At 30.6% G+C, this 13,421-nt stretch carries 14 protein-coding genes; 6 read left to right on the forward strand and 8 right to left on the reverse strand.

From position 1 onward, the window contains the following. Positions 1-4: 4 nt before the first annotated feature. The 6 genes from HXZ74_RS14230 to HXZ74_RS14255 all read right to left on the reverse strand — a co-directional run bounded on the left by HXZ74_RS14230 (position 5) and on the right by HXZ74_RS14255 (position 5,250). A complete protein-coding gene (locus HXZ74_RS14230) occupies positions 5-610 on the reverse strand; it encodes a WbqC family protein (RefSeq protein WP_280045574.1) in 606 nt (201 codons plus the stop codon). 99 nt (positions 611-709) lie between these two features. After that, a complete protein-coding gene (lepB, locus tag HXZ74_RS14235) occupies positions 710-2,272 on the reverse strand; it encodes a signal peptidase I (RefSeq protein WP_286475965.1) in 1,563 nt (520 codons plus the stop codon). Between the two features lie 26 nt (positions 2,273-2,298). Further along, positions 2,299-3,003: a 4-hydroxy-tetrahydrodipicolinate reductase gene (gene dapB / locus HXZ74_RS14240; RefSeq protein ID WP_286475966.1), complete on the reverse strand. Its 705-nt coding sequence runs from the start codon at positions 3,001-3,003 to the stop codon at positions 2,299-2,301. 9 nt (positions 3,004-3,012) lie between these two features. Continuing rightward, positions 3,013-3,591, reverse strand: coding sequence for a DUF5683 domain-containing protein (locus HXZ74_RS14245; protein ID WP_286475968.1), 579 nt, complete (start codon positions 3,589-3,591; stop codon positions 3,013-3,015). Next, positions 3,581-4,471, reverse strand: a complete 891-nt coding sequence (locus HXZ74_RS14250) for a ParB/RepB/Spo0J family partition protein (RefSeq protein WP_286475970.1) — start codon at positions 4,469-4,471, stop codon at positions 3,581-3,583. Before HXZ74_RS14250 ends, HXZ74_RS14245 begins: the two co-directional genes overlap by 11 nt. 5 nt (positions 4,472-4,476) lie before the next feature. Further along, positions 4,477-5,250 (reverse strand): ParA family protein, encoded by a 774-nt coding sequence (locus tag HXZ74_RS14255; protein WP_038330582.1) that lies wholly within the window; start codon positions 5,248-5,250, stop codon positions 4,477-4,479. Between the two features lie 418 nt (positions 5,251-5,668). Between HXZ74_RS14255 and HXZ74_RS14260 the strand changes: the two genes are divergently transcribed. The 3 genes from HXZ74_RS14260 (at position 5,669) to HXZ74_RS14270 (ending at position 9,602) form a co-directional block, all read left to right on the forward strand. Beyond that, positions 5,669-7,051 (forward strand): type III PLP-dependent enzyme domain-containing protein, encoded by a 1,383-nt coding sequence (locus HXZ74_RS14260; RefSeq protein WP_180904450.1) that lies wholly within the window; start codon positions 5,669-5,671, stop codon positions 7,049-7,051. 31 nt (positions 7,052-7,082) lie between these two features. After that, positions 7,083-8,057 carry a deoxyhypusine synthase family protein gene (locus tag HXZ74_RS14265; protein ID WP_180904449.1) on the forward strand — a complete coding sequence of 325 codons (975 nt, stop codon included), beginning with the start codon at positions 7,083-7,085 and terminating at the stop codon, positions 8,055-8,057. 102 nt (positions 8,058-8,159) lie between these two features. Beyond that, on the forward strand, positions 8,160-9,602 hold the full coding sequence (locus tag HXZ74_RS14270) for a hypothetical protein (protein WP_286475973.1): 1,443 nt from the start codon (positions 8,160-8,162) through the stop codon (positions 9,600-9,602). Between the two features lie 51 nt (positions 9,603-9,653). Here HXZ74_RS14270 and HXZ74_RS14275 read toward each other — a convergent pair whose 3' ends face one another. Next, a complete protein-coding gene (locus tag HXZ74_RS14275; protein WP_038330588.1) occupies positions 9,654-10,100 on the reverse strand; it encodes a KTSC domain-containing protein in 447 nt (148 codons plus the stop codon). 56 nt (positions 10,101-10,156) lie between these two features. Continuing rightward, complete coding sequence (locus HXZ74_RS14280) at positions 10,157-10,762, reverse strand: hypothetical protein (protein ID WP_286475975.1); 606 nt, start codon at positions 10,760-10,762, stop codon at positions 10,157-10,159. Positions 10,763-10,882: 120 nt separating this feature from the next. Here HXZ74_RS14280 and HXZ74_RS14285 point away from each other — a divergent pair, with 120 nt between their 5' ends. From HXZ74_RS14285 to HXZ74_RS14295, 3 genes are all read left to right on the forward strand, one after another. Next, positions 10,883-11,443, forward strand: a complete 561-nt coding sequence (locus HXZ74_RS14285; protein WP_286475977.1) for a hypothetical protein — start codon at positions 10,883-10,885, stop codon at positions 11,441-11,443. A 229-nt stretch (positions 11,444-11,672) separates the two neighbouring features. After that, positions 11,673-12,167, forward strand: a complete 495-nt coding sequence (locus tag HXZ74_RS14290) for a GbsR/MarR family transcriptional regulator (RefSeq protein WP_286475979.1) — start codon at positions 11,673-11,675, stop codon at positions 12,165-12,167. A 7-nt stretch (positions 12,168-12,174) separates the two neighbouring features. Beyond that, positions 12,175-13,416: an efflux RND transporter periplasmic adaptor subunit gene (locus tag HXZ74_RS14295; RefSeq protein ID WP_286475981.1), complete on the forward strand. Its 1,242-nt coding sequence runs from the start codon at positions 12,175-12,177 to the stop codon at positions 13,414-13,416. Positions 13,417-13,421: the final 5 nt, after the last annotated feature.

Genomic DNA, 13,421 nt, shown 5'->3' on the forward strand with positions numbered 1-13,421 from the left:
GTTGTTATTTTATTAAGTTTTTTAAATATACTGCGGCACTTGGTCCTTCGCTAAAAAGTAAATCTAAGATACTCAAACCTTCTATAAACTCAAATTTATCATCAAAAACTTGCGCATATTCTGGTAAGTTATATTGAGGTGCTTTTTTAGCAGAAAATTGATTTCTGAAATCATTTTCAGGATTCAAATCTTGATAGGTTTCAGTTTTTGAAATATCTAAATCTAAGCTTAATTTCTTGTTGATGAAATCAATCGTTTTTAGATTAAAATCTAAAAGAAATTTCTCTTTTTGTTCTAAAATAGGAATAACTTCATCTTCATAATATTCAAAATATGGAGAACTTTGATAAGCTGATTTCAACGATTTGATGTGTTCTTTTTGCCAATCATATTCGTAAGAAGGTTGTAAATCTTTGAACAAACGAGTTCCGTTATGTAAGATTGGAATATTCAACATCAATTTACCATTTGCGCCCAAAATATACATGCGGTTACGGTAAGTTTGCTTTTGAAAATTTTCTTGAACTTCGATATCCAAAGTTTGGCTTTTTACCATTTCTGCATAGTAATCAATCGGTCCAAAATAAAAAGCTGCAAACGTATTTTTCATTCTATTATTTTATATGGAAATGTGCATTACAAGTAGCTTATAATGCACATTTATAGTGTTGTTAATTTTATAATTTAGAGGATTTTATCGCTCTTTTTATTAATATTTGTTTTTCTTCTTCTCTTTACGAGCTTTTACAATATCGTATCCAATCCAACCAATTAAGGCAATTAAAACATAAATTCCGTACGAAGTTTTGTCTGGATTATCATTATTGATTGATGTAAAGAAACGGTTCCAAATAAATTTCTTAGGAGCAGCAGGCTCGAACATTCCGTTCATATTTGCCCAAATCATAATTGGACGACCAATGATGTGATCTTCTCCAACATATCCAAAGAAACGCGCATCTAACGATTGATTTCTATTATCTCCCATCATGAAGTAATAGTTTTGTTTGATTTCGTATTTATTTGTTTTTTGATCGTTAATGTACACATCAAACTTACCATTCGCAGAATCTACACGCAAACTATTGTGCTCGTATTTACGAATTACATTGATGTATTGTGCTAAGGTTTCTTTGTTTACATCAACTACATCACCTTTTTTCGGAATATATAAAGGTCCATATTGATCTGTATTCCACGTTTTGTTTACAGGGAAAATCGTATTTGTACTATCAATTTTTCCATTTACAATGTGCTCTGTTTTTTCACCAACTGGTTGTAAAATTGGTTCAACAGAAACTACATTTGCATTAGATTTCATTGCTGTAACATGAGCATCAGTCAAAGCAGCAAATTGATAAATAAATGTTCCGTCAGCTTGTTTTGCAGCGTTATAATCAGAACTAATAATTCCGAAATTATCGTATAATAATTTATCGCTGAAAGGAGTTTTTACAACAACTGTATACGCATGTTGAACTTGTGCATCTTTTTTCGGAATGAATTTTTTATCATTTACATATAAAACTCCATTACGAACTTGAATTGTTTCACCTGGTAAACCTACCAAACGTTTTACATACGCATCTTTACGATCGATAGCAGAATAAACAGAATCTGTAGGGTAGTTGAAAACAACAATATCATTCGATTTTAAATCTCTCCACCCCGGAAGACGCATATAAGGTAAACGCGCTTTGTCGATAAAACCATCGCGGTAAATGAACTCAGAAAATGGAATTCCGATTGGCGTCATAGGAACACGCGCTCCGTGACTTACTTTTTCTACAAATAAGGCATCCCCAATTTTGATTGTATTTTCCATTGATCCTGTTGGAACAATCATTGGTTGAATAAACCAGTTATGAACCAAAGTTGCCAAAACAAGGGCAAAAATTAAGGAAGAAACAAATGTTGGTTTGCGTTTTTCTGGTCCTAAATATTTTGGATTATCAGAATAATTAACTGCAAAAATGTATAAACCTAAAGTCAAAACCATAATGACTTTGTCTTTTGTTTCAATTTTTCCGTAAGAATCTCCTAAATCAACAAAGAATACTAACCAAAAAATAGGACCAACAATTGGCAAATAAAATAGAATAATCCACCATTTTGGACGATGAATAATTTCTAAACCTTTCCAGATATTTAGAAAAGGAATATAAGCTTGAATTGCTTGCTTTCCAGCATTTTTATATAATTTCCAAGTTGCAGCTCCAAAGATTATATTGGCAATAATAAAACCAATTAACCAGTAAATTAGTACATGCATAAGTTTTTGATATTTAGTATTTTAATTTAGTTCAGTTCAAGTACATCTTTCATTGTGAAAACACCTTGTTTATTCCAAATCCATTCCGCTGCAATTACGGCACCTAAGGCAAAACCTTTGCGAGAATGCGCAGTATGAGAAATCTCAATAGTGTCTACATCAGAGTTATATTGTACGATATGTGTTCCAGGAACGTCCTCGATTCTTTTTGCTTCAACTGGAATAATATCTTTTGCTTTTTCGTCCATCGACCAAGAATTATATGTTGAATTGTCAATAATTCCTTCTGCAATTGTAATCGCTGTTCCAGAAGGGGCATCAAGCTTTTGTGTATGATGAATTTCTTCTAGATTAATTTGGTATTCGTTACGGTATTTATTCATCATTCGAGCTAAAATAGAATTTAATTCGAAGAATAAATTAACGCCTAAACTAAAGTTAGAAGCATATAAAAAAGCGGTGTTATTTGAAATTGCTAAATGATTAATTTCTTCTTGTTTATCTAACCATCCTGTTGTTCCACAAATTGTTGCGACTTTATTTTTAAGTAATACTTTAAGGTTGTCGTAAGCAAATTCTGGTCTAGAAAATTCTATTGCAACTTCAACATCATTTAATTCTTCCGCAAGTGGAGTACGAGATATTTTAAGTACAACTTCGTGACCGCGTTGAATTAAAATTTCTTCAATGGCTTTTCCCATTTTTCCGTATCCTATTAATGCAATTTTCATCTGTAATTTCTAAAATTTTAAGTTAAATGCCAATCCTAAAACTGGCTCTAATGTCATTTCATCTTGAATGACTGTTGGTTTGAATGACATTTCTGTATCATTACGAACTGTAAATAAATGCGCATCAACAGTTGCATCGACAATATTTAATAAATAAGCTAATGCTGTTAAAGCGACACTATAATCGCGTTTGCGTTTGTAATCGTCTTGAATAACTGCCAATTGTTCTGCAGATAAAATTCCTGAGAATTCGTTTGGCGTTCCTTCTCTTACCGCAATATATGCTTTTCGGTATTTTTTGTACAAATTATTGTAATAAATCGTGAAACCAGTTCCTGTTCCTACTAAACCTAAAGCGATTGGCGCTTTCAACCATTTTTTGTTGTACAATTGTCCTGCACCAGGTAAAATAGCCGAATACAAAGAGGCTCTAATTGGACTTTTTTCCATCAAAACTTCTTTGGTTACGCTCATCGTATCGTTAACAATAACATTATTTTCGACAACTACTAAAGAGTCAGTTTTAACTTGACCAAAAGCAAACGTCGATGAAATCGTTAATCCAAGTAAGAATGTTTTAATTTTCATTTAAGAATTTTCTTAATCGTTCAAACTCATCATCAGAAGTAAAATTCAAAATGATTTTACCTTTTCCATTATTTGCACGTTTTATTTCAACTTTTGTATTCAATGAACTTGAAATAGAACTTAATGCTTCCTTGTACTGAGAAGGCAATTCATTTGTTGCTTTTTTCTCAGGTTTTCCTTCTTTTATAGATTTGATTAAACGCTCTGTATCACGAACAGATAAATTGTTCTTGACAATTTTTTCGTAAATATCAAATTGCAAATCAGTGTCATCAATCGCCATTAAAGCACGGCCGTGTCCCATTGAAATCATTCCGTCACGAATTCCTGTTTGAATAATTGGATCTAATTTCAATAAACGCAAATAATTGGTAATCGACGTTCTGTCTTTTCCAACACGTTTACTTAATTCCTCTTGCGTTAACTTGATTTCATCAATCAATTGTTGGTAAGAGAGTGCAATTTCGATCGCATCTAAATCTTGACGCTGAATATTTTCGACCAATGCCATTTCCAGCATTTCTTGGTCATTTGCTAAACGCACATAAGCCGGAATTGTTTTTTTACCAGCTAATTGTGAAGCGCGAAAACGTCTTTCACCAGAAATCAATTCATATTCACCAGTTGGTTTTTTACGAATCGTAATTGGTTGAATAACGCCTAATGTTTGAATAGACGAAACCAATTCCTCTAAAGCTTTTTTATCGAAATTCGTTCGTGGTTGCCAAGGATTCGCGGTGATTTTTTCTAAATCTATTTCCAAAATATTTCCAACCAATTTTTTAGCACCTTCATCTTGTGCAGTTTTTACAGTTGGTTCATCCTTTAATAGAGCAGATAATCCACGTCCCAAGCGATTATTTTTATTTGGCTTTGCCATTTTATTTAAACTGTATCGTTGTTGTTAATTAAAAATTCACGCGCTAAATTTAAGTAATTTTCTGCACCTTTACTTGCTGCGTCGTACTGAATAATTGTTTCGCCAAAACTTGGTGCTTCTGACAAACGTACATTTCGAGTAATAATTGTTTTGAAAACCATTTGCGGAAAATGATTGTTCACTTCGTCTAAAACCTGATTAGAAAGGCGTAAGCGAGAATCATACATCGTTAACAATAAACCTTCGATATCCAGTTCCTTGTTGTGATGTTGTTGAATTCCTTTTATCGTATTTAATAATTTACCTAAACCTTCTAACGCAAAATATTCGCACTGAATAGGAATAATCACAGAATCAGCAGCTGTAAGCGCGTTCAAAGTAATCAAGCCAAGTGAAGGCGCGCAATCTATAATAATATAATCATATTGATCTTTGATTTCTGACAACGCGTTTTTTAACATGTATTCGCGGTTCTCGTAATCTACAATCTCAATCTCGGCAGCAACTAAATCTAAATGAGCAGGCATCAAGTCTAGGTTTGGCGATTCTGATTGTAAAATAGCTTTGCTTGCAAGTACTTCATTTTCCAATACTTCATAGGTTCCTGCTTCGATTTCATCCAAATCAAAACCCAAACCAGATGTTGCATTTGCTTGCGGATCTGCGTCAATTAATAAAACTTTTTTCTCTAAAACACCTAATGAAGCGGCAAGGTTTAACGAAGTTGTCGTTTTACCAACACCACCTTTTTGGTTAGCAATAGCAATAATTTTACCCATAATTTACGTTCAAAACGATTTCAAAAATACAATATTTAACCTTGCTAAACCTTAAAGAAAAAATAAATTTTTGAACAATTGTTGAATATTTGTCCTACATCATAAAACATCAGTTCTGTAAAGCTAAATTTTAATATTATTTTATCTTTTTAACAGAATTAAAAAACTTATATTTGCGACAAGTATTTTTATAATTTTTTTAATAAAAAAAGTTGATGAGTTTTAACCTTTTATTCGAAAGCGTTGAGAATAGAAAGAGCTTTAACGCAGTAGTTTTAATGAATAGAAACGAATTTAAGAATTATTCTTTCCCTTTATTGCTTCGCAATGTATATTATGCGATACGTCTGTAATACCCTAAATTTTTTCTCGCAAATTTTTTAGAATTATTAAACACACGTAACATTTATAAAGCATAATGAAAACTAAATACATAGATTTAATCACGCAATCATTTGACTTTCCACAAGATGAATTTGAATTAGATGGAGAGTACTTAAAATTTAATGGAATTGACCTAAAAGCTTTGGTCGAAGAACATGGAACACCATTGAAATTTACTTATTTACCTAAAATTTCGCAAAACATACAAAAAGCGAAAGGTTGGTTTGAAAAAGCGCGTGAAGAGTTAAACTATGAAGGAACTTACAATTATTGTTATTGTACAAAAAGTTCTCACTTTCGCCACATTTTAGGCGAAGCATTAAAAAACGATATTCATATCGAGACATCTTCTGCATTTGACATTAATATTGTCGAAAATTTGATTGGAGAAGGTTTGATTACAGACGATCAATATGTTGTTTGTAATGGTTTCAAACGTGAAGAATATGTAGAAAATATTGCTCGTTTGGTAAATAGCGGACATCGTAAAACAATCACAGTGATTGATAATTACGAAGAAGTTGATTTGTTTTCGGAAGCGATAGAAGGCGATTTTGAAATCGGAATTCGTATTGCATCTGAAGAAGAACCAAAATTTGAGTTTTATACTTCTCGTTTAGGAATTGGCTACAAGGATATTGTACCGTTTTATCAAACAATGGTAAAACCAAATGAACGCATTAAATTGAAAATGCTTCATTTCTTCATTAATACAGGTATTAAAGACAATTCATATTATTGGAATGAGTTGACAAAATGTTTGAGAGTTTATGTAAACCTTAAAAAAGTTTGTCCAGAATTAGATAGTTTGAATATTGGTGGTGGATTCCCAATCAAAAATTCGTTGAATTTCGAATATGATTACGAATACATGGCGAAAGAAATCTTGTTGCAAATTAAAATGATTTGTGATGAAGAAGGAATTCCCGTTCCAAATATTTTTACAGAATTTGGTTCGTTTACAGTAGGAGAAAGTGGAGGAGTGGTGTACAAAATTCTTTATCAAAAGAAACAAAATGATAAGGAATATTGGGATATGATCGATTCTTCTTTTATGACAACTTTGCCAGATGCTTGGGCAATTTCGAAACGATTTGTCATGTTGCCAATTAACCGTTGGTACGATAAGTATGAGCGTGTATTATTAGGAGGTTTAACATGTGATTCTGATGATTATTACAACTCAGAACAACATGTAAATGCTATTTATCTTCCGAAATATGATCAAGCAAAACCATTGTACATTGGTTTCTTTAATACAGGAGCATATCAAGATAATATTAGTGGATTTGGTGGAATTAATCACTGTTTGATTCCTCAACCAAAATATATTTTGATTGACGAAAATTACGAAGCAAAAGTATATTCTGAAGAACAAACGCATCAAGATGTGTTGAATACTTTGGGGTACAAATAATTGAATTTTAAATAAATAAAAAACAAATAAAATGAGTAAAGGACCAATCAGTCAGTTTATAGAACACAACTATAGACACTTTAATGCAGCTGCTTTAGTTGACGCTGCAAAAGGATATGAGCAACACTTGTTAGAAGGTGGTAAAATGTTAATTTCTTTGGGTGGAGCAATGTCTACTGCTGAATTAGGAATTTCATTAGCTGAAATGATTCGCCAAGATAAAGTGCACATCATTTCTTGTACAGGAGCAAATTTAGAAGAAGACGTAATGAATTTAGTTGCGCATTCTCACTATAAAAGAATTCCAAATTACCGTGATTTAACACCAGAGCAAGAGCGCGAATTGTTAGATACACACTTCAACCGTGTTACAGATACGTGTATTCCAGAAGAGGAAGCTTTTCGTCGTTTACAAGAGCATTTAGAGAATGTTTGGCATGCAGCAGAAGAAAAAGGAGAGCGTTATTTACCACACGAATTCTTATACCAAGTTGTAAATTCTGGAGTTTTAGAGCAATACTACGAAATTGATCCGAAAGATTCTTGGATTGTTGCTGCGGCTGAGAAAAATTTACCGATTGTTTGTCCAGGTTGGGAAGATTCTACAACAGGAAATATTTTTGCATCTAATGTAATCAAAGGAAATTTAAAAGCGTCTACAGTAAAATCTGGAATTGAATACATGATTTACTTAACAGAATGGTATCGTGCGAATTCTGATGGTAAAGGTGTAGGTTTCTTCCAAATTGCAGGTGGTATCTCTGGAGATTTCCCCATTTGTGTTGTTCCAATGATGTATCAAGATTTAGAGTGGACAGATGTTCCTTTCTGGGCATATTTCTGTCAAATCTCTGACTCTACAACATCTTACGGATCATATTCAGGAGCTGTTCCAAACGAAAAAATTACTTGGGGTAAATTAGATATCGATACACCAAAATACATGATCGAATCTGATGCAACAATCGTAGCACCACTGATTTTCAACTATATTTTAGGAAACTAATTAATGGAATTATAAAGCATAAAAAAACCACTTCATTCGAAGTGGTTTTTTTAGTTTTATATTACTACTTTTCGTACTTTAGGAGTTAATCTTATTTTAAATATGGATCACCAAGAACAAAGTAATAATAGTGTTAATAGTGTTAATAGTGTTTATTTTAATTCAGTATTCAACTTAGTTTTTGATTTATTCGAAAAAAAGAATGTTCATATTAATATTCCAATCTTTAATATAGAAAACCTAAATGGACTTATAAGTAAAAATAAATTAGGCGGATTTGATCTGAATGTTGAATTTGATGAAAAGCTTTTTGAATGTCTACTGAATAGTAAATCTTTTGATATTATATTGTTTGTAGGAAAATATACATATAATATTTCAAATTTTTATCTTACCAAAACAAATGATATTGATAATGTTAATTATTTATTTGGAGAAATTCATGAATTAAAAAAAGGCGTTAATTTAAAAAGTAAAGTCTTTTGTCGTTTTGGAATACCTGTTAATAATAAAAATGCGCAACTTTTCAATTTTATAGAAGCAAAGACATATTGTGATGAAAATATGTTTTATTCTAGAGGTTTTTTATCATTTAAAATGTCTCACTTTAGTTTTAATTTTTATGAAACAAATCGAAATGGTAAACGTTATTTTATTATTGATTCAAACGAACAGATTGTTGTAGATGAATTTGCGGATTTATGTCATTCAATTATGATTTCATATGGTTTTATTTCAGGAGATTTTATTCAAGATGAAGCATATTATTTTACTTCAAATAACCAAGATTTCAATATAATTGATAGTTTTTCTTATTTACAATTACGTCCATCAATTTATTCTAAAGGAATATATAACCCAATATATTCCAATCCATATGATTACACCAATGAAGAGAACGTTATTAAAGTTGTTGGAAATGAATTAAAAGTGTTTGATTCTTTATTATTTTCTAAGCTTTGTAATTTGGTCCATTTTGATGAAAATTATGCAATTGTAATTTTGTTAATTTTAGAAGCAAACGTATCAAGTCTAATTCTAAAACCAGCATGCTATTCAGTTGCTTTAGAAAGATTAACCAATATTCTAATTAAAGAAAATAAAGGTTTAAAGCCTATTTTAGATAAAAAAATATCTAAAAGTTTTATAGCTAAGCTTAAAGAAGTCCTAGATGTTTTTTCTCAAGATATAATAAAGCTTGGAGGCGATAATTCAATTGAAATATTAGGAAAAAATATTGAAAATATTAATAAGCCTACAAATAGAGATAAGCTTTTAGAACCATTTAATATAAATGATATAAAGTTAAATGAAGATGAAATAAATGCAATTAATCATAGAAATAACTTTCTTCATGGAAGAAATATTAATGAAGGAACAGAAGATTATAAACAAGTAAATCAAATCTCTTTTCGATTAAATAAATTAATTAATAAGCTTATGTTAAAACAAATTGGGTTTTCTGGATATGTAGTAAATCATTTAAAACATAATGAAAAGAATTTAGGTATTGTAGTAAATGAAGAATTGTTTGAAAAAGTATAAAAAAAACCACTTCTTGCGAAGTGGTTTTTTGGTTTTATATCGTTCCGATAATTAATCTTTCATTGCTTCACCAGCTTTTCTATGCGTAAATTTTCCATAGATATGTCTTCTAGCAAAACGGCTTGGAGAGTCAGAATTTACCATTTTGATGTACGTATTTTTAGGAACACCGAAATATTCGTAATGGTTTCCATCTAAATGTTCTACTTTCAAAATTTGTTCATCCATATAAAAATCATGAATGTTGGATTTTGCAGTTGTAATCGTATATTCTTCTTTATTTTTTTCGTGCGTTTCAGGATTAATACTTACTAAAAAGTGGTATGCTTCGATCACAACTTTACTTTTTTCTTCAGCTTCTATTTTACCTGCTTCGTCGTTGATAAATTTATCAGGATGCGCATCTTTCATCGTATTTCTGTAAATTGTTTTCAACTCTTTTAGAGTGACATTTTTATCAACTCCAAGTAATTTTCTGTGTTCTACAACGCTTTTCATAATTATAATCCTTTTTTCGGAGTGCAAAAGTACGGATTATAAATCACGAAATACGTTTAATATCCATAAGTTTCGTTAAGATTATGATAAATAATTTTCTTTTTGTTGAGAATTTGATATTCAATGCCAATACTATCCTTGTTTACAGAAACCAATTTAGCTTGTTGAATAGGTTCATTTACGTATTCATATCGCTTTGGATCATCAGAATTAATATTTAATGTTTCAGAAACAATATCATTATAATCAGGTCTCGCAATATTTTGTGATTTTTCTAAAATAAGAAATTTAGATTCAGAATTGTAGATATAAGCGCGTTTCTTTGCCATAACTTTTTTCGTAACCACTATTTTATATTCATCATTAAATTTAATGGTTTGAATTGTATTCATATTAAATAAAAAACTAAGTATGGAAACAAATGGAATTGCCATTGGTAAAATGCTTAATCCAACTAAAGCAAAAAGCAAAAATCCATAAATTTTGATATAGATAATTTTCCAAAATTTAATAACGATGTAAAAGGTGAAAATAATCCAAGTCCAAGCAAGAATTTGATAGGTATATTCTCCTTTTAAATTCAAACCAATAAGGTTTAAACTCAACAAAAATAGAATGAGAACAACAGAAGAAATGATGTAGATTTTGAGTGATTTTGGCATTTAGGTTATGATTTATTTTTTCGAATATACATTATTTATATGATTTAATCGTTTTGTGTAAAATGAATTTTCTCGAATATTTTTGTAATTTTAAGCAAGCTAACAACAAACAAAATAAGTATGAAATTGAAAGACGTTCCCGAGTTGAAAATCTCCATTTTAGATCTTCCTTCAAAAGAAAAAGATAAACTTCTTTTGCGTCTTATCAATAAAGATGAAACCTTGGTAGAGCATTTACATTTTCAATTATTAGAAGATGAAAATGATCTGCAAGATCGTGTAAAAAATATTTATGTAAAGATTGATTTACAGTTTAAAAAATCTCATCATTTAATTAATCAAATTAATATAAATAGAAGTCATCGTCAATTGTTGTTGACGCTAAAAACATTGAGTGGGATTGTGAATTATCATGTTCAAATTACGAAAGATAAAGTGTCAGAATTTGAATTGAGAAAATATATCATTCAAGAATCTTTTAATCGTTATCCTTATCTTTTTGAAACTTATACAATAGGAGATAATGCAGAAAAATTATACAACTATCAACATGGGAGATTGAAATTGATTTTTTCAATTTTTGATAAATTTCATGAAGATTTAAAATTTGATTACCAGAACGATATTGATGAAATTAATACTTTTTTAAGAAAAACTCCTATAAATTTTAAACTTCAATAGTTCTTTTAAACAAAAGGTTGCTTATCTAATATTGTATAAAATAATAATTAAATTTACTATAATTGACTTATTATTAATTGGTTTGGTCTATTTTTTGTTAGTCTTAAAAATAGTGGATTAACAAATTATTAATTTAATTTATTGTTAAATAACGAAAAAAGTATAGTTAGTTCTGTGTAAACCGAACTAACTATTTTATATTTGCATGGTTTTGTAGATTATACACATTATGAATATAAAAAATCAAGCATGTAATTCGGATCTTTTTTGCAGCTTTAGTGCTTTTTTGGAGAGAACTTACAGTTTTCCTCCATTGACAGCTAAGTTGCAAGCATACATGATTTTAGATTCTGATGAGGAAGGATTCACGTTTGAAGAACTTCTTGAGATTTTTAATGTTAGTAAAAGCTCCTTATCAAACTCTATTAACTACTTACTATCGATGAAACACATCGAGTACATAAATAAAATTAACTCTAGAAAAAGATATTTTAGATTAAATTTTAATTATTTGACAGAGAAATTAGATTTTTTATTTGAAATGATTTCTCAAGATATAGGTTATACAAATCGAATAAAAGAACATAAACTAGCGAATAATACGCTTTCTAAAAATATTGAAAATAGAGTAGTTGATATCTATTTGGAACATCTTAATCAAACAAAAGTGATATTAGACGAAACAATACAAAAAATAAATAAAATTCAACTAGAAAATAAGTAAAAGTAATATGAAAAACGTTAACGTTATAATGGTTGGTGCTTTGGCAATAGCTTTGAGTTCTTGTGGAAAGAAAGACAATGCTGCTGCTCAACAAGCACAAGGTCCAACACCTTATCCGGTAGTTGATGTGCCTACGAAAGTGGTGACGAGTTATGATGAATACCCTGCAAATATTCAAGGTATCGTAAATAATGATGTTCGTGCAAAAATCCAAGGATACATTACAGAAGTTTATGTTGATGAAGGCCAATATGTACAAGCTGGTCAGCCTTTGTTTAAATTAGAAACAAATGTTTTAACTCAAAATGCGGATGCTTTAAAATCTGGTGTTGGTGCAGCGCAAGCTAATGTAAAAGCGGCTCAGGCTAATGTAAGTGCAGCGCAAGCGGCAGTGCAAGCAGCTCAGGTAGAGGTAAACAAATTAACTCCTTTGGTACAGAAAAACATTATTAGTAATGTACAATTAGAAACTGCAAAAGCTAATCTAGCAAAAGCACAAGCGAGTTACAATCAAGCTGTAGCGGCTAAGTCTCAAGCGCAGGCTGGTGTTACACAAGCGCAAGCAAGTTATAAAGGAGCGCAAGCAAATGTTGACTATTCTGTTGTAAGAGCACCTATTAGTGGAGTAGTTGGTTCTATTAATTCTCGTCAAGGAACATTAGTTGGTCCTACGGATCAAACTCCAATTACTACAGTTTCAAATACAAGTAGAGTATATGCTTATTTCTCTATGAATGAGAAAGAATATTTAAACTTTATTTCTAAATCTGAAGGAGCTAGTTTAAAAGATAAATTAAACAAAATTCCAGCAGTAGAATTAGTATTAGCTAATGGAGATGTTTATCCTGAAAAAGGTAAAATACAAACTGTAACTGGTCAAATTAACCCAACAACAGGAACAATCGATTTCCGTGTTACGTTCAATAATGAAGCTAAGCTTTTGGCAAATGGTAACTCAGGACGTATTCGTGTTCCAAAAACTTATGTTGATGTATTGGTTGTGCCAGAAGCTGCAACATTTGAACAGCAAGGTATGACTTATGTTTACAAAATAACAAAAGATACAGCTTACGCAACTCCAATTACTGTTGTAGAGAGAGCAAATAACATGGCAGTTGTAAAAGACGGAGTGAAAAAAGGTGATAAAGTTGTTGCACAAGGTGTAGGTAAATTACGTGATAAAACAGCTGTTAAACCAACTCCAGCAAACTTTGATCAAATCGTAGAATCTACAAAAACGGTATTCTAAATTGT

The organism is Empedobacter sp. R750 (assembly GCF_030324345.1).
GTDB lineage: Bacteria > Bacteroidota > Bacteroidia > Flavobacteriales > Weeksellaceae > Empedobacter > Empedobacter falsenii_C.